Annotated in this window: 18 protein-coding genes, 1 tRNA gene and 1 pseudogene; 5 read left to right on the forward strand and 15 right to left on the reverse strand. The window is 46.4% G+C overall.

Annotated elements, in window-relative coordinates; all coding sequences use genetic code 11:
- Positions 1-4 precede the first annotated feature (4 nt).
- Positions 5-3,631 carry a DNA polymerase III subunit alpha gene (gene dnaE / locus B0G85_RS08215; protein ID WP_100379986.1) on the forward strand — a complete coding sequence of 1,209 codons (3,627 nt, stop codon included), beginning with the start codon at positions 5-7 and terminating at the stop codon, positions 3,629-3,631.
- On the opposite strand, the gene B0G85_RS08220 is transcribed toward dnaE, so the two are convergent.
- The 3 genes from B0G85_RS08220 to B0G85_RS08230 are packed head-to-tail and all read right to left on the reverse strand — an operon-like array spanning position 3,626 to position 6,347.
- Positions 3,626-4,783: a glycosyltransferase family 9 protein gene (locus B0G85_RS08220; RefSeq protein WP_100379987.1), complete on the reverse strand. Its 1,158-nt coding sequence runs from the start codon at positions 4,781-4,783 to the stop codon at positions 3,626-3,628. The genes dnaE and B0G85_RS08220 overlap by 6 nt on opposite strands.
- Before the next feature lie 8 nt (positions 4,784-4,791).
- Entirely contained in the window at positions 4,792-5,589 is a 798-nt protein-coding gene (locus tag B0G85_RS08225; RefSeq protein WP_100379988.1) for a glycosyltransferase family 2 protein, read from the reverse strand.
- Positions 5,586-6,347 (reverse strand): glycosyltransferase family 2 protein, encoded by a 762-nt coding sequence (locus tag B0G85_RS08230; protein WP_100379989.1) that lies wholly within the window; start codon positions 6,345-6,347, stop codon positions 5,586-5,588. The genes B0G85_RS08225 and B0G85_RS08230 overlap by 4 nt, the downstream gene beginning before the upstream one ends.
- 10 nt (positions 6,348-6,357) lie before the next feature.
- Here B0G85_RS08230 and msbA point away from each other — a divergent pair, with 10 nt between their 5' ends.
- Complete coding sequence (gene msbA, locus B0G85_RS08235; RefSeq protein WP_100380078.1) at positions 6,358-8,121, forward strand: lipid A export permease/ATP-binding protein MsbA; 1,764 nt, start codon at positions 6,358-6,360, stop codon at positions 8,119-8,121.
- Here the strand turns inward: msbA and galE are convergent.
- From galE to B0G85_RS08280, 9 genes and pseudogenes are all read right to left on the reverse strand, one after another.
- Positions 8,118-9,122, reverse strand: coding sequence for a UDP-glucose 4-epimerase GalE (galE, locus tag B0G85_RS08240; protein ID WP_100379990.1), 1,005 nt, complete (start codon positions 9,120-9,122; stop codon positions 8,118-8,120). The genes msbA and galE overlap by 4 nt on opposite strands.
- A 16-nt stretch (positions 9,123-9,138) precedes the next feature.
- Positions 9,139-10,602: a ribonuclease G gene (gene rng / locus B0G85_RS08245; protein WP_100379991.1), complete on the reverse strand. Its 1,464-nt coding sequence runs from the start codon at positions 10,600-10,602 to the stop codon at positions 9,139-9,141.
- Positions 10,599-11,222: a Maf family protein gene (locus tag B0G85_RS08250; RefSeq protein ID WP_100379992.1), complete on the reverse strand. Its 624-nt coding sequence runs from the start codon at positions 11,220-11,222 to the stop codon at positions 10,599-10,601. The genes rng and B0G85_RS08250 overlap by 4 nt, the downstream gene beginning before the upstream one ends.
- 5 nt (positions 11,223-11,227) lie before the next feature.
- The gene (gene rlmH, locus B0G85_RS08255; protein WP_100379993.1) at positions 11,228-11,671 is read right to left on the reverse strand and encodes a 23S rRNA (pseudouridine(1915)-N(3))-methyltransferase RlmH; all 444 of its coding nucleotides are present in this window, start codon (positions 11,669-11,671) and stop codon (positions 11,228-11,230) included.
- A 13-nt stretch (positions 11,672-11,684) separates the two neighbouring features.
- A pseudogene (gene rsfS, locus B0G85_RS08260) lies at positions 11,685-12,074 on the reverse strand (ribosome silencing factor); the annotation flags it as partial.
- Positions 12,075-12,119: 45 nt separating this feature from the next.
- Positions 12,120-12,833, reverse strand: a complete 714-nt coding sequence (locus B0G85_RS08265; RefSeq protein WP_100379995.1) for a nicotinate-nucleotide adenylyltransferase — start codon at positions 12,831-12,833, stop codon at positions 12,120-12,122.
- On the reverse strand, positions 12,834-13,745 hold the full coding sequence (gene hemF / locus B0G85_RS08270) for an oxygen-dependent coproporphyrinogen oxidase (protein WP_100380079.1): 912 nt from the start codon (positions 13,743-13,745) through the stop codon (positions 12,834-12,836).
- Positions 13,746-13,834: 89 nt separating this feature from the next.
- Positions 13,835-15,112 (reverse strand): phosphoribosylamine--glycine ligase, encoded by a 1,278-nt coding sequence (gene purD / locus B0G85_RS08275; protein ID WP_100379996.1) that lies wholly within the window; start codon positions 15,110-15,112, stop codon positions 13,835-13,837.
- Between the two features lie 57 nt (positions 15,113-15,169).
- Entirely contained in the window at positions 15,170-15,889 is a 720-nt protein-coding gene (locus tag B0G85_RS08280; protein WP_100379997.1) for a YebC/PmpR family DNA-binding transcriptional regulator, read from the reverse strand.
- Positions 15,890-16,031: 142 nt separating this feature from the next.
- On the opposite strand from B0G85_RS08280, the gene B0G85_RS08285 reads away from it, so the two are divergent.
- A tRNA-Leu gene (locus tag B0G85_RS08285) sits at positions 16,032-16,116 on the forward strand.
- A 40-nt stretch (positions 16,117-16,156) separates the two neighbouring features.
- Here B0G85_RS08285 and B0G85_RS08290 read toward each other — a convergent pair.
- From B0G85_RS08290 to lptF, 3 genes are all read right to left on the reverse strand, one after another.
- Complete coding sequence (locus B0G85_RS08290) at positions 16,157-17,098, reverse strand: CysB family HTH-type transcriptional regulator (protein ID WP_100379998.1); 942 nt, start codon at positions 17,096-17,098, stop codon at positions 16,157-16,159.
- Between the two features lie 62 nt (positions 17,099-17,160).
- On the reverse strand, positions 17,161-18,315 hold the full coding sequence (lptG, locus tag B0G85_RS08295; RefSeq protein ID WP_100379999.1) for an LPS export ABC transporter permease LptG: 1,155 nt from the start codon (positions 18,313-18,315) through the stop codon (positions 17,161-17,163).
- The gene (gene lptF / locus B0G85_RS08300; protein WP_100380000.1) at positions 18,312-19,427 is read right to left on the reverse strand and encodes an LPS export ABC transporter permease LptF; all 1,116 of its coding nucleotides are present in this window, start codon (positions 19,425-19,427) and stop codon (positions 18,312-18,314) included. The genes lptG and lptF overlap by 4 nt, the downstream gene beginning before the upstream one ends.
- A 140-nt stretch (positions 19,428-19,567) precedes the next feature.
- Here lptF and B0G85_RS08305 point away from each other — a divergent pair, with 140 nt between their 5' ends.
- Both B0G85_RS08305 and B0G85_RS08310 read left to right on the forward strand, forming a co-directional pair.
- The gene (locus B0G85_RS08305) at positions 19,568-21,160 is read left to right on the forward strand and encodes a leucyl aminopeptidase (protein WP_415836316.1); all 1,593 of its coding nucleotides are present in this window, start codon (positions 19,568-19,570) and stop codon (positions 21,158-21,160) included.
- Between the two features lie 6 nt (positions 21,161-21,166).
- Complete coding sequence (locus B0G85_RS08310) at positions 21,167-21,631, forward strand: DNA polymerase III subunit chi (RefSeq protein WP_100380002.1); 465 nt, start codon at positions 21,167-21,169, stop codon at positions 21,629-21,631.
- Positions 21,632-21,637: the final 6 nt, after the last annotated feature.

Below are 21,637 nucleotides of genomic sequence, written 5' to 3' on the forward strand. Positions count from 1 at the left end.
TCTCATGGCTTCACCCCATTTTGTTCATCTACGCGTTCATTCCGAATTTTCGATTACGGATGGCATCGTTCGCATTGACGATGCTGTTGCCGCTGCTGAAAAAGATCAAATGGGGGCGTTGGCCCTCACAGACTTAAGTAATTTATTTGGTTTGATTCGTTTTTATACTGCTGCTCGCAACGGTGGTGTTAAGCCTATAGCAGGGGCAGATGTCTGGATTAGCAACCCTCAGGATCCTGATCAACCTTTTCGTTTACTGCTTTTAGTTCAAAATCATTCTGGCTACTTAAATCTTTGCCAATTACTCAGTAAGGCTTCCTTAGAAAATCAATCGCGCGGCCGCGCCGAGATTGATGCTGAGTGGTTCAATGAGCCCGCTTCCAAAGCCGAAGATAAAGCGGCCAAACGAACCCTGGCTTACGGACTGATTGCCCTGTCTAGTGGCCGCTGGGGTGATGTTGGTGTGGCACTCTTGGCGGGGCAAGACGCTCAGGCAATAGCGGCAGCCAAACGCTGGAGCACCTTATTTCCAGATGCTTTTTATATTGAAGTGCAGCGCGGAGGTCACCCCCAAGATGAGCAGCAGCTTCAGCTGGCATGCCATCTCGCTAGTGAGCTAGATCTTCCTATTGTTGCCACACATCCCGTTCAGTTTATGCAGCAGAGTGATTTCATTGCGCATGAGGCGCGGGTGTGTATTGCTGAAGGCGAGCTCTTAGGTAATCCACGTCGTCCAAAGAAATTTAATGATGAGCAATACTTTCTATCGCAAGCGCAGATGGCGCAGCGGTTCGTTGATTTACCAATAGCCCTAGCCAATTCAGTAGAAATTGCCAAGCGTTGCAATTTATCTCTAGTGCTAGGGCAGCCACGCCTGCCAGACTTTCCGACCCCGCCGGGCATTACGCTTGACGACTATCTATTGCAGCAGTCTGAAGTTGGCTTACAGCGTCATATGGTGCGCAACTTCCCGGATGTAGAAGAGCGCACTCAAGAGCAGCAGCGATATCAAGAGCGCCTAGTTTTTGAGGTGAAGACCATTGCCCAGATGGGTTTTCCAGGCTACTTTTTGATTGTTGCGGACTTTATTAACTGGGCTAAAAATAATGGGGTGCCAGTTGGCCCAGGCCGTGGATCTGGGGCGGGCTCTTTAGTCGCGTACTCGCTAGGCATTACCGATCTGGATCCACTGCGTTACAACTTACTGTTTGAGCGCTTCCTCAATCCAGAGCGGGTATCGATGCCCGACTTTGATATTGACTTTTGCCAGCATGGGCGCGATCGCGTTATTCAGTATGTAAAAGACAAGTATGGCAAGGACGCAGTCAGCCAGATTGCTACTTTTGGCACGATGGCGGCTCGAGCGGCAATTCGAGACGTGGGTCGTGTGCTAGAGCAGGGATATAACTTCGTCGATGGTATAGCGAAATTGATTCCGAATAAGCCAGGTCAATACATGACCATTGAAATAGCCAAGAAAGAGGAGAAGCAATTAGCTGAGCGGGAGAAAAATGAAGATGAGGTGCGTCAGCTCTTGTCCTTGGCGCAACAACTAGAGGGCATGACCCGTAACGTTGGCATGCATGCCGGTGGTGTTCTGATTGCCCCTGGACGCCTAACGGATTTTTGCCCGCTTTATACACAAGAAGCAAAAGATTCAAAAGATCAAAGTAGTAACTCCGTTATTAGCCAGTTTGATAAAGATGATGTGGAGTCGATTGGTTTAGTCAAGTTCGACTTTTTGGGCTTAACGACCCTAACTATTTTGGCGGCTGCTGAGAAGTGGATTCAAACGCTTCACTCGGAGCGCCAGGACTGGAATATTGGTGAGATTGCCTTAAATGATCAAAAAGCATTTGAAGTATTAAAAAATGCCAATACGGTTGCGGTCTTTCAGCTGGAAAGCCGAGGTATGCAAGGCATGCTTCGTGAGGCCAAGCCAGACCGATTTGAAGATATCATCGCGCTCGTTGCCTTGTATCGTCCAGGCCCAATGGATTTGATACCCGATTTTATTGAGCGAAAGCATGGTCGTCAGAAGGTGGAGTATCCCGATCCCCGTATTGAGTCTGTGCTGGAAGAGACCTACGGCATCATGGTGTATCAAGAGCAGGTGATGCAGATGGCTCAGATGATTGGTGGGTATTCATTGGGTGGTGCGGACATGCTGCGCCGAGCGATGGGTAAGAAAAAACCGGAAGAGATGGCGCAGCACCGCAAGATTTTTAGTGATGGTGCAAAAGCAGGCGGTGTTGCTGAAGGTAAGGCGAACGAAATTTATGATTTGATGGAGCGCTTTGCGGGTTATGGATTTAACAAATCGCATGCCGCTGCTTATGCGCTTTTAGCCTATCAAACTGCTTGGTTAAAAGCCTATTACCCTGCCGAATTTATGGCGGCTAACTTATCGCTTGCAATGGATGACACTGACAAGATCAAAATTTTGTATGACGATTGTTTGGTAAATCAGATCCGAGTGTTCTCACCAGATATCAATACTGGGGTCTATGTGTTTACCCCATTACGCGCACCTAATGCTGCCTCAGGTGAACCGCTAAGTCATATTCGATATGGACTTGGCGCCGTTCGGGGCACTGGTGAAGCAGCGATTGAAGTGATTGTGAAGGCGCGCGAGAAGGGTGGTCCATTTAAGGATCTATTTGATTTTTGTGCCCGAGTGGATCGTCGCCAAGTCAATCGTCGTGCTATCGAAGCACTGATGCGCGCTGGAGCCTTTGACAGCTTATATAAAGACTCGATACCTGCAGGGGGTAATCTCTACGATATCCGCTCAACTTTGCTGGCCTCTTTGGCCCGAGCGATCGAAGCGGCTGAGCAAGCAGAAGCCTCAATTAATCAAGTTAGTTTATTTGAAGTGGCGGGCGAAGCAGACAGTCATTTACCGGAGTTAGTTCGCGAACCTATTTGGTCGGAAAAAAAGCGCCTACAAGAAGAAAAGACTGCGCTTGGGCTTTGTCTTACGGGGCATATGTTTGATGCCTATCGCGATGAGACAACCCATTTCATACGTCAGTCACTTGCAAAAGTAACTGAAGGCAAGGATCAATTGATCGCCGGAATCATTACCTCGGCACGAATGCTCACGGGGCAGCGGGGTCGTATGATGATTGCCACCATCGATGATGGTTCAGCTGCTCTTGAGGTAACGCTCTACAGTGAAGTGTACGAGCCAAATCGTTCTTGGCTCAAAGAGGACGAGCTCTTGGTGGCCAAAGTCAACGTCAGTCCAGATAAATTTTCTGGCGGAGTACGAATTGTCTCAGAGGCTGTGATGAATATTACGGGTGCCCGTATGCGGTTTGCTCGCAATGTGCATCTGAAGATTGATACAGGCATTGACTTGAGATCGCTGCGGAGTCAGCTTGGCCCTTACCTGATGAGTGCGCGAGTGCGTGATCCTAAATTAGGCCCTGCAGTTCCAGCGATATCGGCTGGAAACGAGGGCATCAAAGGTCTCATATTGACTGCTGCCGTGACAACTAGTGGCGGCGCTTGCTTAATGCAGTTTCCTGAAGAGCTTCGTATTTATCCAGATGATGCTTGCCTGCATAGCCTCAATCAAATACTGTCTGCCAAACAGCCAAATTCAGCACAAGTTCAATATTTATAGCTGAGTAGCATTTTTTAGCGCTTCAATCACTTGAGTAGGCTCTAGTTGATTGAGGCATTCACTTTTGCTGTTGACGTGGTCGTCACAACCTGCTTTTCTACAGGGCACACAAGTTCCAGGACCTTGCAAAATGGTGACATTGCCGACCGTCTGAGTGCGCGCTCTTAATTGATAAGGCTGCTTGCCAATAAAGCCATTTGGCCATGGTCCAAAATTTGTAGGTGGTGTTGGGCCGAATAAGGCAATGGTGGGTGTGTTGCAGGCTGCAGCCAAATGTGTAATGGAAGTATCTACCCCCACATAAGCTATTGCTCCACGAATCAGTGAGCCAGCTTGAGAGAGGGATAGCTGCCCGGCGGTATCAACCACCTGTTGACTAGTTTCTAAATCCAATAAAGAGAGGATATCGCGATTGAGATCAAGATCTTGTTTTGCTGGAGATGCACTTAATATCACTTGCCAACCTTGTTTTACAGCCCAGGTAATGAGAGTTTGCCAATAAGCTAAAGGCCAACGCTTATAGGCTGTCAGAGGCCCAGGATGCATCACGATATAAGGTGGATTAAGTTGGTTGACGATCCTGGCAGTGATTGCTTCTCCAATAGGCGGGCGAACTGAAATCGGCTGACTAAATAGGGATTCTGTATCTTGAAAGAATATGTCTAAAAGACGAAGTTTTTCAATAATGACATGTTGATGAAAGTAATCTACATTGATCGTGTGTAGGCTGATTGCTTTCTTCCAGAGATTTTGTTGATCACTTTTGTTTTTCTTAAGCTTGTCATGCTCGGTCAGGCCTTGGGGATGTCCACCTAATATGCCGACTCTAGTTCGAGCTGCCACTAGTCCATAGGCATATGCACGATCACTGGGTTGTGTCACAAAAGCTAAATCATAGCGTTGAAAAAGACGGAAGAATAAGGTGAGGTACTCTAAAATCCCAGGGCGATCTGAGGTTTCAATCGTTTGAGCGATATCTGGATTGCCCTTCAGCATCTCTAGCTTACCGCGGTATCCTAAAAAATGAAACTCAGCATCAGGCCATAGTGCGCGTGCTTTAGAAATTAATGGGGTAGTCACCAGGACATCACCAATCTGGCGAGTCGCAATAAATAATACTTTTTTAGGCTGTAGATTTGAAAATAGACTCATGCTAATGGCTAAACTTTGCTGCTTTGTGTTGTTTTGGCAAGAATCTTTTCTCGTACGCGACGGGCATTCTCTGCCGCATTAGACTGATCGCTGATTTGGTGATGCAGGTGTAAAACCTCCGTAGACCAAGATCCTGATTTACGTATCAAACCATTATTTTGAAGCCTAAAAACAAAATCAGCATCTTCATGACCCCAGCCAGTCATGCCCTCGTCGAACCCATCAATAGTCAGAGCATCTTTCCTCCAGCAGGCCATATTGCACCCCTTAATACGCCGCCAAACAAATTTTTTGTAGTGTCGCCAATGCCCATCACCTAATTTGATCTTAAGGGGCCAGTATTTATTGATTCCACTTGACAGGCGATAGATCAGGAGGTGACTCAAGAAACGATCAAAGTCCCAGTGAGCCCAAGAAAGTATTTGTTGGGTTAAATCTGCACTCAGCAATGCTCTGCTGCCAGTGACGAAATAGCCTTCTTCGGCAAGACTACGATGTTGGCTGACAAAATCAGGTTGTACGATACAGTCCCCGTCTAAAAAAACGAGATACTCACCTTTAGCTTGTGCGCTTGCAAGGTTTCGTATTTTGGATAAGCGGAATCCTAAATCCTCTTGCCATACATGACGTATTGCTTGTTTGGAGGATTTTTTAAATTGATTAATAAAATCGCGAGTCTCTTCTTTAGACCCATCATCAGCGATGATGATTTCAAAATCGGCATCTGTTTGCTGCTCTAATGATTGCAGTACAAAATTGAGCGCATCCATTCGGTTGTAGGTTGCAACAATCACACTGATTTTCATTTTTTTTCTTGGTTTTGCATGTGCCAAATTTTAATGTAGCGGTAGTAGCTGCCTTCTGCATTTGAGAGCGCTAAAGCCAGACCTTGGTAGCCATCTAGAAAGCCTGCCCTGATAAGGTAAGTTCGAATAAAGGCCCAAAATCCATGCAGTATTGCCTTTAGTGGGTTACTTCTAGTGCCTTTGTTGTAGGCTTGCTCTGCAGAAGCTGTTGAATAGCGGTCAATTTTTTCCAGCACTTGCGAGAAGTTCATAAAGCTAAAGTGCAGCATTGGGCTCTGTAATTTGGCGACCTCACCATTGGGTATTAGACGCTCGTGCACTAGATCATTGGAGAAGCGCGCTGTGCCCCGTTTAAATAGCCTATCGACAAAGTCAGGATTCCAACCAGAATGACGGATAAATCGCCCGCAATACCAAGACAGCCGAGGGATCGCAAAGCAATCTACCGGGGCCGGGTGATGCATAGCCATCAAAATTTCGCTTCTCAGGGCTGGGCTGAGTCTTTCATCGGCATCAAGGGATAGAACCCAATCGCCGGTTGCTAAGTCTAGGGCACGATTCTTTTGTGGCCCAAAACCAGGCCAATCTGCTGGTGTAGAGATCAATGCGCCGTATTTTTGAGCAATTTCTAGGGTTTTATCAGTGCTACTGGTATCAACCACTACGATTTGCTGAGCAATACCCTCTAGAGAGGCTAAACAATCGGCCAAATTGGCTTCTTCGTTGCGGGTGATGAGGATGACGGATAAGGTGGGCATAATTCATTATATGAATGCTCAAGACCGTACCGCCCTAAATCGCTTAATTCAATATCTCAAACCCCATTTGGGCATGATTATTGGGTCTTTATTAGCTATGGCTTTTGTGGCCGCCGCTGAAACATCAATTCCTGCGCTGATGAAGCCCTTGCTTGATCGAGGTTTCACTGGTGAGATGGATGGCAAATTATGGCAAGTGCCCGTATTTTTGGTGGGACTTGCTTTGGTACGAAGTCTGGCTCAATTTTTATCTAACTATTTATTAACTCGGGTCATTAATGCGGTGCTCTTGAAATTACGAGAGCAAATGTTTCAAACGCTGTTACGTGCTAGTACTACTTTCTTTCAAAAGAACTCAGCTTCCAGCCTCATTAACGCTGTGGTGTTCGAAGTCAACAACGTACTGAGTATTTTAGGCAGTATGTTAATTAGTCTGGTGAGGGATTCCCTCACGGTAGTAGGCCTCATTGGTTATTTGATTTATTTAAATTGGCAGTTAACCTTAGTGGTGCTGGTCATTTTTCCAATCATTGCGTTTGTCATGAGTAAGATCAACAAACGTTTACGTTCGCTCAATCGCCAGCAGCAAAATCTGACCAGTGAACTGGCTTATATCGTAGAAGAATCTGCTGCTGGTTACAAGATTGTGAAGGTACACGGGGCAGAGCAATATGAGATGCATCGTTTTATGGAAAAAGCAGAGCGCTTACGCCAATTCTCCTTGAAGGCTGCGGTAGCTGGAGGACTGAATCAACCGATTACGCAGTTGATTGCTTCGATGGCACTTTCTGTGGTGCTGGTGATTGCCCTGATGCAATCAGCCTCGGAGGGTACTACGGTTGGCGGTTTTGCCGCGTTTGTTACTGCCATGATGTTAGTTATTTCACCAATTAAACACTTAGCAGATATTAACCAACCCTTGCAACGTGGCTTGACTGCGGCCGAAATGATTTTTGATTTAATGGATCAACCCATTGAGGAAGATGAGTCTCGTAAGCTCAATATGAAATCCCTCATAAAAGCAAAGGGCGCCATTCGATTTGAAGAAGTAGGATTTTCTTATCAACAAGAGTCAGGTCGTCAAGATGCGCTGCGTAATGTCAATTTAGATATTAAGGCTGGTGAAGTGGTGGCATTTGTGGGCCCTTCTGGCGGCGGAAAATCGACCTTAGTAAATCTATTGCCTCGCTTTTTCAGCCCGACTAGTGGCCATATCTATCTGGACGATATTTCCCTGGAGGAGATCGTGCTCTCAGATGTCCGCAAGCAAATGGCATTTGTTAGTCAAGATGTTATTTTATTTAATGACAGTATTGCGGCGAATGTAGCCTATGGTGCATTAGGCCCAGAGGGAATTGATCGTGGACGCGTGATTGACGCATTAGAGGCTGCTAATTTATCAGCGCTGATGAAAGAAATGCCTCAAGGTATCGATACGCAGATCGGCGATAACGGAAATCGATTGTCTGGTGGACAGCGTCAACGCTTAGCGATTGCCAGGGCAATTTATAAGGATGCACCTATCTTGATTCTAGATGAGGCAACCTCCGCCTTGGACTCTGAATCAGAGCGTCAGGTGCAGGATGCGCTAGAGCGATTAATGGCCGGCAGGACCACGTTAGTCATTGCACATCGACTCTCTACCATTGAGCATGCTGATCGCATTGTGGTGCTCGAGCATGGACGGGTGATTGAGAATGGCTCACATCAAGAATTGATAGCAAAGGATGGCTTGTATGCCAATCTACACCGTATTCAGTTCTCGAATGCCTAGGATGCTCTATTGTTTTTAATCCAAAGCCAAGTGTTATTGCAAATCTCGGGTAAGTCTCTTTTTGTCTCCCAGCCAAGAAGGTCTCGAGCTTTATTGGCTTTAGCGTAGTACTCCGCAAGATCTCCAGGCCGACGTCCCACCACCTGATAAGGAATCTTTTGGCCTGATGCATTTTCAAAGTGGTGGAGTAGCTCCATAACGCTACGACTATTTCCACTGCCTAGATTGAATGCATGACAACCAGGACTGTCCTTTAGCCATGTCAGCGCGGCTAAATGACCTTCTGCCAAGTCGACCACATGAATGTAGTCCCGCTTTCCAGTGCCATCTTCAGTTTCGTAATCATTCCCAAAGATATTTAAGCTCGGCAATTTTCCATTAACAACCTGTGCAATTACCGGCATCAGATTATTGGGGATGCCGTTAGGATCTTCACCGATAAGCCCTGATTCGTGCGCGCCAACAGGATTGAAATATCTGAGGCAAGCAATTTTCCAGGTTTTGTCACTCCCAGCAAGATCTCTCAGAATTTCTTCTATCTGGAGCTTATTGCGACCATAAGGATTGGTTGGCGAGGTTGGGTGTGCCTCGTCATAAGGCAAGTAAATGGGGTCTCCATAGACGGTAGCGCTACTACTGAACACTAAAGTACTAATACCGACGGACTGCATTGCTTGTATTAAGCTAATGCTGCCTTGTACATTATTGGCATAGTATTCGATTGGCTTTTGAGATGATTCCCCAACAGCCTTCAAGCCAGCCAGATGAATCACAGCATCAATTTTTTGATCCCGTAAAACTTGACTAAGCTTTTTTGTGTCGCGTATGTCACCCTCAGTAAACCCTACGGTTTTCGCAGATAGCTCTTGAATACGAGTTAGGGTTTGGGCTTTGCTATTGCACAGGTTATCGTAAATGTGAACGTAATAGCCAGCAGAAGCTAAAAGCACCGCAGTGTGACTGCCAATATAGCCCATTCCCCCAGTTAGTAGAATATTCAAGTGCACCTCTTAATAGTTAGCTTAAGACAATATCGTATTGCTCTTGGCGGAAGCTGCCCTCTGCCTGCAGTGTGATGGGCTTATTAATAAAGTCACCTAATTGAGCTAGAAATTGATTTTCTTCCTCCAAAAATAGATCAATCACATCTGGAGCGGCCACAATTCGGAATTCACGGGGATTAAATTGGCGATGCTCACGCACAATTTCTCGAAGGATTTCATAGCAAATCGTTTGGGCTGTTTTCATTTCACCTTTACCCTGGCAGGTAGCGCAGGGTTCGCAGGTGATATGGGCAAGGGATTCTCGAGTCCGTTTACGTGTCATTTCTACTAGGCCTAGTGTTGAAAAGTCATTCACTGACGTTCGCGCATGATCTCGCTCTAAATTGCGATTGAGCTCATATAAAACAGATGCCTGGTGATCTTTACTTAGCATGTCGATGAAATCAATAATGATGATTCCACCAAGATTACGTAAACGTAATTGACGTGCAATAGCTTGGGCCGCCTCTAGATTGGTTTTAAATACAGTGTCATCTAAGTTTCGCGCGCCAACATAGCTGCCGGTGTTGACGTCGATCGTCGTCATGGACTCGGTTTGATCAATCATTAAGTAGCCACCAGACTTCAGGTCTACTCTGCGGCCAAGTGCTTTATTAATCTCGGTATCTACATCAAATAAATCAAATAGGGCGCGTTCTCCACGATGAAGAGTCAACTTATTCAATAAGTTGGGCATATACAGCGTGGCAAATGCCTTCAGTTTCTCAAAGTTTTCAGCGGAATCTACCCGAATCTGCGTAGTTTGTTCGCCAGCAACATCGCGTAGCACTCGTTCTGCAAGACTGAGATCTTGGTACAGTAAGCTTGGTGCGGCATGATGATTTACCGCCTCCCGAATTTTTTCCCAGGTGGTGCGAAGATAATGCATGTCATGTTGAAGTTCGGTATCACTGGCATCTTGTGCACTTGTGCGCACAATGATCCCCCCCTTTTCATCTGCGGGCATCAGGCCAGCTAAACGGATCTTTATTGCTTCGCGCTCGTCGGGCTGATCAATTCTTTGGGATACGCCAATATATTTTTCGGCCGCAGCATCCGTGCCTGCGGGTGGCAGGTACACCAAGTTGCGTCCAGCAATACTGAGTTGTGTAGTGAGTCGAGCCCCCTTAGTTCCCAGTGGATCCTTGAGAACTTGAACTAAAACATTTTGCCCTTCAAATAACAACTTTTCAATCTGGGCTTGTGGGTTATTTTGCGTGATGTCGGCAACATGCATAAAGGCAGTGCGCTCTAATCCGACCTCAATAAAGGCAGACTGCATTCCCGGAAGTACGCGAACTACTTTCGCCAAATAGATATTGCCAACAATACCTCGCTGACGGGTTCGCTCAATTTGAAGCTCTTGCACTGCGCCCTGTTGTATCAAGGCTACCCGAGTTTCTTGGGGGGTAATATTGATCAGAATTTCTTCATTCATATGCGGGCGACTTTGGCTAAATCTAATAATTGATGAACTTCAAATATAGGTAAACCCATGATACCGCTATAGCTTCCTTGAATAGAGGAGATAAATGCCCCTCCAAAACCTTGAATGCCATAAGCACCCGCTTTTCCAAAGGGCTCACCACTGGCGATATAGCGACTAATTTGCTCCTCTGTTAGAGGGCAAAACTGTACTTTTGATACCTGCACTAGGTGCAATGGCTCGCTTACTGGATCTGTTATCAGAACAACCGCGGTCAACACCTCATGAGTCTTGGCGCTGAGCATCCGTAAAATTCTGACGGCATCTTTTGCATCTATTGGTTTTCCGAGAATTGCTCCATCAGGGCAGTTTGGTAGGCTAACGGTAGTATCGGCACATAAGATCGGTGCCCAAGGCTTCCCGCTTGATTTCCAACGTTCTAACGCAATAGCACTTTTAGCAAGTGCGACGCGTTGAACATAGTCATCTGCTTTTTCATTGGAGAGGGAAATCTCGAGGCTCTCAGTATCTTCCTCTGCTGATGCAATGAGCATCTCAAATTGAACCCCAATCTGCTTGAGTAATTCTTGGCGCCGAGGGCTTTGTGATGCTAGATAAATATAAGAAAACATGGGATTTACTCGCGGTGGTAGGGGTGACCTTGCAAAATAGTCCAAGCCCGATAAAGTTGCTCTACCAGGATGACTCTAGCCATTGCATGCGGTAGTGTCAGACTTGATAAACGCCACATTTCCTGGGCGCCCTCTTTTAGGCTGGCATCGAGGCCATCAGCCCCACCAATCAAAAAAGTAATATCAAAGCCCTCTTGACGCCAATTAGCTAAATGAGTAGCAAGGTGTTGCGTACTTTGATCTTTACCGCGCTCATCCAGTGCAATGACTCGAGATCCCTTGGGAATAGCGACCGCAATTTTGAGCGCTTCTTTTGCCGGCGTGAGGTCTGGCTTAATCTCTTTTATTTCAATACTGCAATCCGATGGCATCCGTTTGATGTAGTCCTGAGTTGCCATGGCAACCCAGTCCGGCATTTTGTGACCAACAGAAACAATAGTTAAGCGCATCAGGCAATGACTACTCTTCGTCGTCCTCTGGCTCGCTAGCTTTCACAAGTCCTTTATCAGCAGCAAGCTTGACGCGGACAGGTTTAGCACCCCACATACCTTCCAGCTGGTAATAAGCCCGTAATGCAGGCTGCAGGATATGCACAACAATATCGCCGCAATCTACTAATACCCACTCCCCAGTTTCAAGACCCTCGACGGAAATGACTTCACCGCCCTTGGCGTTGACATCCTCTTTGACTGACATGGCTAATGAGCGGGTTTGGCGATTGCTTGAGCCGGTAGCAATAATGACGCGATCAAATAGGTCGGTTAACGCGGTGGTGTCATACACCCGAATATCCTGCGCTTTGACGTCTTCTAGGGCATCGATCACGACACGTTGTAATTTTGTTAAGTCCATATTTTCTTTGCTATTTTTCTTTAATTTTCTATGTATAGGGTGATCTTAGCTTGATTGCTTGTATAAGCCCAGATTCATGATGCGGTCTAGCGTGTGAGATGGAATAGATTTAGCAGCCGTAGCGCTAGTAAGGACGCTTTTTAAGTGCGCACGAAGTTCGGTTGAAGAAATATCTACTAAAAGACTATTGTCTATGTAAATGAGGCCAAAAGGATTATTTTCAAGAGCTTGAGGGTCGTTAGTTTGGTGTTTAGTAAGTAATTGCTGGATTTTAGGGCTCATTTCATCAGAAAGCGCATGCTGTGGCCTGCTGGCTACACCTAAATTCACATAATTTAAGATTTGATCCCAGGAGTTCCAAGTATCGAGCTGCATTAATGAATCTGCGCCCATGATCCAGCATAAGCTCGCATTGCCGCCAAAGCGTTCACGCAGCGCTTTGACCGTATCAATCGCATAACTTGGACCGGGACGATCTATTTCGATACGGTCAATTCCAATCAGCGTGGGGATCTTTGCATAAAGGAATGTTTTCGCTAAATCAATGCCCGCTGCCTCGGTTAACTGCAAACGAATTTCTGCGGGCGTGACATCCAATCCTTTTTGCCACGGCTGCCCACTAGGAATGAGTAGTAACTCATCCAAATGGAGTGCCCTGGAAAAATGGGCTGCAAGCTGGAGATGGCCAAGATGGGGTGGATCAAAAGTGCCGCCTAAAATGCCAATTTTTTTTACGATATCTGAGGTAGGTAATACCATTTAGGCTAACCAGTCGCGTGGCTTTAAGTAGTGGTCGTAGAGCTTAGCTTCCGGCGTTCCTGCTTGTGGTTGCCAGTTGTACCACCATTGCACTACTGGGGGCATCGACATCAAGATCGACTCTGTCCTGCCGCCAGAGTGGAGACCAAAAATAGTTCCACGATCAAAAAGTAGGTTGTATTCCACATAGCGACCGCGACGATATTCTTGAAACGATTTTTCTTCGGGCGTAAAGCTGTCTTGGTAGCGACGTTTTACGATCGGCAAATAAGCATCAATAAAAGCATCACCAACGGCGCGCGTCATTGCAAAGCTATCTTCAAATCCCAACTGATTAAAATCATCAAAGAAAACGCCGCCGATACCGCGGGGCTCATCACGATGCTTCAGGTAAAAGTATTCATCACACCATTTTTTAAACTGGGGATAGAGGGTTTCACCAAAGGGATCTAAAGCATCCTTAGCCGTTTGATGAAAATGTCTGCAGTCTTCATCAATGCCGTAATAGGGTGTGAGATCAAAACCGCCACCAAACCACCAGACTGGCTCTTTATCAGGTGCTTGCGCTATAAAACAGCGCACATTCATATGGGTGGTGGGTATCTTCGGATTATATGGATGAAATACTAATGAAACCCCCATTGCTTCAAAGCTACGGCCCGCAACCTCAGGACGGTGATGCGTGGCTGAGGGTGGCATTTGATCACCGCGGACATGAGAAAACCCTACGCCACCTTTCTCCAAAATATTACCACCATCCAGGGTACAGGTACGGCCATAACCTTGAAGTTTGCTATCTGCTGGCTTTTCCCAGGCATCCACCACAAACGCTTTGCCATCAAGGCCGCTCATTGCGCTGGTGATGCGATCTTGCAGGCCTAAGAAGTAGGCTTTGAGGACTGCAATATCAATCGGGTTTTGAGTGCTTGATGACAAGGGCGAATACTTTTTTATAGGAGGTGAATAGGGGCGATGTAACTAGGTAAGCAACTAATCAGAATTTATTTAACCGCACGATAGCCAATATCGTTACGGTATTGCATCCCATCAAAATGAATCTTAGCAATCGCCTCGTAAGCTTTTTGTTGTGCGCCGCGAACAGTATCGGATAAGCCAACGACACACATAACTCGTCCACCAGAGGTCACTAGCTGACCATCTTGCAGCTTAGTACCCGCGTGAAAGGTTAATTGATCTTCGGTATCTTGCGTAATGCCCGTAATGACATCACCATTACGCGGTGTTTCTGGATAGTTGTGGGCTGCAAGGACAACCCCCAAGGCAGTTCGACGATCCCACTCTAGCTCTACCTCATTGAGTGTTCCATCCACAGCGTGATCCAGTGCATTAACTAAATCACTACGCAAGCGAGCCATGATAGGTTGCGTCTCTGGATCGCCCATACGGCAATTAAACTCTAGAGTCTTGATTTTTCCATCGAGTGCAATCATGAGCCCTGCATATAAAAATCCTGTGTAGGGAATACCGTCAGCTTGCATCCCTTTTACGGTTGGCATGATGACTTCACGCAATGCACGCGCATGAATTTCTGGAGTGACAACTGGGGCAGGAGAGTAAGCCCCCATGCCGCCTGTATTAGGACCCTGATCTGCATCGAGTAAGCGCTTGTGATCTTGGCTAGTTGCTAAGGCTAGAATATTTTTACCATCGACTAAAACAATAAAGCTAGCCTCCTCACCAGTAAGGAATTCTTCTATAACAACCCGTGCGCCAGCATTACCTAATTTATTGTCAGCTAGCATCATATCGACCGCTGCATGCGCTTCCTCTGAGTGCATCGCTACTACTACTCCTTTGCCTGCGGCTAACCCATCGGCCTTAATAACGATAGGCGCTCCTTTGGCTTCAATATAGGCATGCGCTTCTAAGGCGTTAGAAAAGGTTTGATATTCCGCAGTAGGAATGCCATGGCGCTTCATAAAGGCTTTAGAAAAATCTTTAGAGGACTCTAGTTGTGCGGCTAGTTGAGTGGGTCCAAAAATACGCAAACCATTAGCGCGAAATAAATCTACGATACCGGCAGCCAGTGGGGCTTCAGGACCCACAACAGTGAGGTGAATATTTTCACGTTTAGCAAAGTCTACGAGATCTTGCAAATCAGAGATCGGCAGATTTTCGATCCCTGCTGTTGTTTGTTTCGCTGTAGCTGTACCGCCGTTACCAGGCGCAACAAATACCTTTTGCACTTGTGATGACTGAGCTAACTTCCAGGCAAGCGCATGTTCACGCCCGCCAGATCCAATTAAAAGAATTTTCATAAAGAGTTAATTAAAAAAGATTGTAAATAGCTTCAATTTGGTCGCAATAGGTAATGACTAGAAAGAGGCATTCGTAAATACTTCTTGTACATCGTCTAAGTTTTCAAGAGCATCTAGTAGTTTCTGCATACTGTCGGCTTGATCACCCTCTAGGGCAATTTCATTTTCAGGACGCATGGCTACCGTCGCCAATTCTGGCTTTAAGCCTGCATTCATGAGGACATCCTGAATCTTGGAAAAATCCGGTACCGGCGTCAATACTTCAACCGAGCCATCATCATGTGTAAGTACATCATCTGCGCCAGCATCTAGTGCAATTTCTAGTATTTGATCTTCATTCGAGCCAGGTGCAAAAAGCATTTGCCCACAATGCTTGAACATAAAAGCAACCGAACCTTCAGCGCCCATATTGCCACCATTTTTATTAAATGCATGACGAACTTCAGCAACTGTGCGGGTGCGGTTATCTGTCAGGCAGTCAACAATAATGGCAGCTCCATTAATGCCATAACCTTCATAACGAATCTCTTCGTAGTTCACTCCCTCTAACGAACCTGTGCCACGTGAAATAGCACGTTGTACATTGTCATTGGGCATGTTGGCATCTTTAGCCTTATCAATGGCTAGGCGCAAGCGGGGATTAGTGCCAATATCGCCACCACCTAATTTAGCTGCAACAGTAATTTCTTTGATGAGTTTGGTCCAAATCTTCCCGCGCTTTTCGTCTTGACGTCCTTTGCGGTGCTGAATATTGGCCCATTTCGAATGGCCGGCCATACGGGTAAATCCTTCTGAGTAATTTGGCTTGAAGACCGTATTTTAAGTGCTTCTCAGGTGAATAACGGCTCTGCGCATACTTTTTTTGTTACACTCTTTCCTCGATGTTCGTTTCAGTGCAGTTTTTCCTCTGCAAACACCTGCCCCGGTGATGGAATTGGTAGACGTGCCGGACTCAAAATCCGGTGCCGCAAGGCGTGGCGGTTCAAGTCCGCCCCGGGGCACCAGTCTTGGTAGACTGATTATGGGCTCCAAGCACCCCAATTCCTAAATTTCATAGGTTTCTGACTCGTTGGTCATAGCTTGCTCGACGATCTTTTTGGTGAGTGTCGGTGAAAAAAGCTCAATAAAGGTATACACAAACGAGCGCAGATAAGCGCCTTGCTTGACGCCTAGATGGGTCACATTGTTTCCAAAAAGATGTCCCACAGGAATGACCCGTAGATTACGATCTCGGTCGGCATCATAGGCTAATCCAGCAACAATACCTACACCCATGCCAGTTTCAACATAGGTCTTAATCACATCTGCATCAATGGCTTCCAAAATAATGTCAGGGCTTAAATTGCGTTGTGCAAATGCGGCGTCGATCTTACTTCGACCTGCAAAGGCCTTGTCATAGGTGATCAGGGGATACTTTGCAATTTCCTCAAGGGTGATGGTTGCTTGGTTAAGGAGGGGGTGACTGAGTGGCACCATGACGACGTGATGCCACTGGTAACCAGGTAAGGCGAGCACGCCTGGCGTATTGGCGATGCCTTCAGTAGCAATGGCGATATCTGCACGGTCATGAATCAGTAGCTCTGCAATCTGCCCTGGGTTTCCTTGTTGAATGCTGACACGCACTTTTGGAAAGCGTTTCGTGAATTCGGTAAGTACTTTGGGGAGCGCATAGCGGGCTTGCGTATGCGTGGTCGCAATAACAAAGCTCCCCTGGTCTTGGCTCGCAAAATCTTTCCCTACCCGCTTTAAGGTCTCTACCTCATCCAGAATGCGTTCAATAGACAAAAGAATGCGTTTTCCAGGCTCAGTAAGGGAGCGGACGCGCTTGCCATGGCGCCTGAAGATTTCCACGCCCAGTTCATCTTCAAGTTCAATAATGGCCTTAGAAACCCCTGGTTGTGAGGTGAAGAGTGCTTTGGCAGCGCTGGTGAGATTGAAGTTCTGCCTTACAGCTTCGCGCACAAAGCGAAATTGATGCAAGTTCATCTAAATTCCATCCTTTATATATTTATTGGTATATAAAGTGAATTCTATATGATTTTCACGTCTTAAGTTTTGGAGACCCAGCGCAAGCCTATTAAGGCCAGAATAAAGTAGGCCAAAGGAGGAATAAGGGCGGTGAGTAAGGTTGGCCAGGAGCCCAGTAGCCCCACATTTGAAAAGAGGGAATTAAATAACTGAAAACTCATGCCAAGCATGATGCCGCCAAACACCTTGAGACCAACGCCGCCTGCCCGGGCTTTTAAATAGGCGAATGGAAGGGCTAAGGTCAGCATTACAAAAATAGTGAAGGGATAAATCACTTTTTTCCAAAAGGCAATGGAATGGCGTTGGGTATCCTGTTTATTCTCTGTTAAGTGAGAAATAAAACGCCCTAGGCTAAAAATCGACATTTTTTCGGGACTCACCAGCAACACACTTAAAATTTGGGGCGTTACTTCGGAGCTCAAGCTCACGATAGGGTGAGTAATCGTTTGTGCTGAATATACGGGATTAAGTGGATCTGATTGCTTGGTTTCTTTGAAGCGGGTTTCGGTAACGTCATCCAGAACCCAAGTGCCACTTTGATCAAAGCGGCCCGACGCGGCGCTTCGAATGGAGAGTAGTCGATAGGCGTCATCAAATTCATATATTCGAATATCTTTGATTTCATTATCTTGTGCTATTTTTCCGACATTCACATAGCGCACTCCAGGTCTGATGGGACCGCTTCCATCTTCGTCTCGCAGGCGATCTTTTACCCAGATCCCCGTTTTAAATTGTGAGCTATAGGTTGAGCCTAGAGCCTTCATGCGAATTTGATCGGATAAATTTTCGGTGTAAGGGCCAAGCCATTCACTCATGATCAAAGTCAATACGATTAACGGTAATGAAATTTTAGCTAGTGTTGTTAAGCCCCTTTTGATGTCTAGGCCCGCAATGCGTAAAATCGTGAATTCGGATTGGCTAGCGAGCATCGCGAAAACATAAATGCTGCCAATTAAGCCAGCAATCGGAATAATTTCAGATATCCGGCTAGGCGCCTTCAGTAGTACGTGTAACAGTGCTAGGGGGAGGGTGTATTGACCTTTTACAGAGCCAAGCTCACTCAGGATGTCAAAGAATAAAAATAGCGCAACCAAAGCAAATAAAATAAATCCAAATGTAGCGTAGATTTGCTTAGCTAAATAACGCTCATAGATGTAAGGGAAAAGATATTTCATTTGCTAGTCAAAAAGGCGGGCAGTTGACGGCGCCACCATTTCAATGAAGGGTTGATTCGATTTCGAATCAGTAAATAAGCGATGCAAAAAGCGAGCACATGAATTGGCCATACACCCACCGATGCATTCACTTTCCCTTGGGCTACAAAATTTTGCGTTAAGTTCAATAAATTACTATAGATGAGATAAATCAATACCGCATAGAACATCGCTGTATAGCTTCCAAGTCTGGGGTTGACATAGGCTAGTGGAATGGCAATTAACACCAAGCCAAGCGCCATTAAGGGTAGCCCAATGCGCCACAACAGTTCCGCTCTATTTGCATTAATAACACTGGGATTCTGATCGCCAATTAATTCAGAAATCATTTTCTCTCTATCCCGAGGTGGCGGGTCTAAGACCTCTTTGTTATAAATATTAGTGGTGTACTCTGAAAACTCTAAAATTCTAAAGTCAGGTTGAGTTGGCATGCCCTCATAGCGCCTACCATGATTGAGTACGATCGACTTATCACCATTACCCACATTCTGTATAAAGCCGGTAGAGGCAACCGCAATGCTCAGCCGTCCATTTTTTGTTTCGGCTGCAAAAATGTTTTTTACCTCACTTTTATCAATATCCAACGCTTCGATAAAAAACACCCGTCCTGCCTTAGCTGATTCTCTAAATTGCCCCGCAGCAACCATGGACACATCACTACGTTGCTGAAAGCGCTGGCTAATTAGAGTGGATTCACGGTTAGCCCAAGGCCAAACAAATAATGCGAGTAAGGCGATGATGATGATTAGAGGGGCTGCAAACTGAAGAATAGGTCGGATGAGGTTGGCAACACTTAGTCCGCTTGCAAACCACACAATCATTTCTGAATCTTTATACCAGCGTACCAGCACAATCAAAACGGCGACAAATAGGGAGACAGTGAGTAGTACCGCCATATACCCCAGGGTAGCTAGGGCAATCAGCACAAGCGCATCCTCTGGGTTTACCGCACCGTTAGCAGCAAAACCTAGAATTCGGATTACTAACGTCGTAATCATGATGGTGACCAAGACCAAAAAGACGCCACCAGTGGTAAAACTGAGCTCGCGGCGAAGGGACTGGTGAAAAATCATATTGGAGTGTGGGTGGTGGCTGTAGTAATTTGGGTGTTTATTGGCTCAGTCAGGAAGTGAAACCTCATGTCGGAGGATAATGGATAAATACAAATTTTCCTCTTTGAATTGACTTAAAAATACTGCCTGAGACCATGACTATTCAATTTAGTAGCAAGATTTTCTCCAAAGCCGACATCAGTCACCCTAAACAACTGAAGGCTGGGCTATCAACCCTATTGGCCCAGTCCACGGATTGTTTGGTTTTGGCGTACTCAAAACTGGACCTGGAGGCTTTTGGTGCGCCTAAGGCTAAATCGGGTCTTCTTTCTGAGTTAGACCTGTTGTTAGGGGGGTCAGTGACCCATGCCAATCTTGTGGGAGATTTGGATGGCCAATCAGCCTCCGTCTGTAACTTGCGTGCAGATAAATCATGGGCTTTAAGCGGCACTAAGGCAAAACGCATTCTCTTGATTTGCCTTGGAGATACAGCCAAAGCACCTGAGCGCAATCTTAATGCCTATTCAAAGATTGCCCGCGCAGCACTCAAGCAGCTCAGCGGCGGCTCTATTCAAAATGCTTTGTGGTTTGTTCCTAGCTTTGCGATGGGGCACCGTGTGGATTTTATTGCCGAGGAAGTGCGTTTGACGATTCAATATGCGGGGGACCAAGCATATCGTTTTGGGGTCCGACAGCCGGCCTTGAAATTTAAAGCTAAAGATAAGGCTGATACCTTTAATTATTTGACCTTTGCCGGTAATGATGCCTGCGCCAAAGAGATGAGAGCGGCCGTGTTAGAGGGCGCTGCGATCGTTGAGGGGATGCACTTAGCTAAAGATTTAGGAAACTTACCGCCTAATATTTGCACTCCTACCTATCTAGGTAAGACTGCACAAGGCTTAAGCAAGAAAACGGGACTAAAAGTAGAGGTTCTAGGCCGCAAGCAAATCGAAGCGCTAGGAATGGGTTCTTTTTTATCGGTTGCCCAGGGTTCTGATATGCCGCCACAATTTATTGTGATGCGTCATCAGGGCGGTAAAGTGGGTGAAGCCCCGATCGTATTGGTGGGCAAGGGCATTACCTTTGATACGGGTGGCATCTCTTTGAAGCCTGGCGAAGCCATGGATGAGATGAAGTACGACATGTGTGGGGCTGCATCTGTGATTGGTACGATGTACACCGCTGCATTATTGAAGTTAAAAAAGAATGTCATCGGCGTTATTCCAACTTGTGAAAATATGCCCTCTGGTCAAGCTACGCGTCCGGGCGATATTGTGAAAAGTATGTCGGGTCAAACAATTGAGATTCTCAATACGGATGCAGAGGGTCGTTTAATTTTGTGTGATGCACTCACGTATGTCGAGCGCTTTAAGCCTAAAGCCGTCATCGACGTGGCAACCTTAACGGGCGCGTGCATTATTGCGTTGGGGCATGTACATAGTGGCGTATTTTCAGATGATGAGGGTTTAGTGAGTGCGCTTACTAAGGCTGGGTGTGCCTCTTTAGACACCGTGTGGCGCCTTCCTTTGGATGCTGCTTATCATGAGCAACTGAAATCGAATTTTGCAGATGTAGCAAACATCGGCGGTCGTCCTGCGGGAAGCGTGACTGCAGCATGCTTCCTTTCTCGTTTTACCGAGAAATACAAGTGGGCGCATTTAGACATTGCGGGTACTGCATGGAAAAGTGGCGCCGCAAAAGGGGCTACCGGTCGCCCAGTTCCGCTGCTAGTCAATTATTTACTCGGCCAGTAAATACTGATGGCACGCATAGACTTTCATAGCAATGTGAGCAACAAGCTGGAATATGCTTGCCGCTTAACTCGTAAGATTTGGAGTGCCACCCCTACTGGGCAGCCCGTTAGAAATATCGTGTTGGTGGGCGAGAAGGCCGATCTGATGCAGTTGGATGAACTGCTCTGGACATTCGGGGCCAGTGAATTTTTGCCACATTGTTTTATTGAAGATGATGCTGCTGCTGAAACACCTATTGTGCTGACGCACGATTTTTCTTCACCTGCTTTAGCAAATGTGCCCCATGCGGATGTCTTGATTCATCTCGGCATGCGTATGCCAAAAGACGTGGCTGCATTAGCTACGCGCTTTCCTAGAATTGTGGAAGTCGTCACTGTTCATGACGCAGAGCGTTTGGCTGGGCGCGAGCGCTATAAAGCCTATCGTGACTTGGGCCATGAATTGCATAATTTCGACCAATCCAAGGTTTGATAGTCT

The sequence above is a fragment of the Polynucleobacter brandtiae genome (assembly GCF_002797575.1).
In the GTDB taxonomy this organism is placed as follows: domain Bacteria; phylum Pseudomonadota; class Gammaproteobacteria; order Burkholderiales; family Burkholderiaceae; genus Polynucleobacter; species Polynucleobacter brandtiae.

Bases quoted from the DNA above. Each gene is read 5' to 3' on its own strand.
- msbA (WP_100380078.1), top strand. From the start codon at position 6,358: ATGAATGCTCAAGACCGTACCGCCCTAAATCGCTTAATTCAATATCTC.
- B0G85_RS08220 (WP_100379987.1), bottom strand. From the start codon at position 4,783: ATGAGTCTATTTTCAAATCTACAGCCTAAAAAAGTATTATTTATTGCG.
- B0G85_RS08290 (WP_100379998.1), bottom strand. From the start codon at position 17,098: ATGAACTTGCATCAATTTCGCTTTGTGCGCGAAGCTGTAAGGCAGAAC.
- rlmH (WP_100379993.1), bottom strand. From the start codon at position 11,671: ATGCGCTTAACTATTGTTTCTGTTGGTCACAAAATGCCGGACTGGGTT.
- dnaE (WP_100379986.1), top strand. From the start codon at position 5: ATGGCTTCACCCCATTTTGTTCATCTACGCGTTCATTCCGAATTTTCG.
- lptF (WP_100380000.1), bottom strand. From the start codon at position 19,427: ATGATTTTTCACCAGTCCCTTCGCCGCGAGCTCAGTTTTACCACTGGT.
- B0G85_RS08225 (WP_100379988.1), bottom strand. From the start codon at position 5,589: ATGAAAATCAGTGTGATTGTTGCAACCTACAACCGAATGGATGCGCTC.
- purD (WP_100379996.1), bottom strand. From the start codon at position 15,112: ATGAAAATTCTTTTAATTGGATCTGGCGGGCGTGAACATGCGCTTGCC.
- B0G85_RS08230 (WP_100379989.1), bottom strand. From the start codon at position 6,347: ATGCCCACCTTATCCGTCATCCTCATCACCCGCAACGAAGAAGCCAAT.
- lptG (WP_100379999.1), bottom strand. From the start codon at position 18,315: ATGAAATATCTTTTCCCTTACATCTATGAGCGTTATTTAGCTAAGCAA.
- B0G85_RS08250 (WP_100379992.1), bottom strand. From the start codon at position 11,222: ATGTTTTCTTATATTTATCTAGCATCACAAAGCCCTCGGCGCCAAGAA.
- B0G85_RS08265 (WP_100379995.1), bottom strand. From the start codon at position 12,833: ATGGTATTACCTACCTCAGATATCGTAAAAAAAATTGGCATTTTAGGC.
- rng (WP_100379991.1), bottom strand. From the start codon at position 10,602: ATGAATGAAGAAATTCTGATCAATATTACCCCCCAAGAAACTCGGGTA.
- B0G85_RS08280 (WP_100379997.1), bottom strand. From the start codon at position 15,889: ATGGCCGGCCATTCGAAATGGGCCAATATTCAGCACCGCAAAGGACGT.
- B0G85_RS08310 (WP_100380002.1), top strand. From the start codon at position 21,167: ATGGCACGCATAGACTTTCATAGCAATGTGAGCAACAAGCTGGAATAT.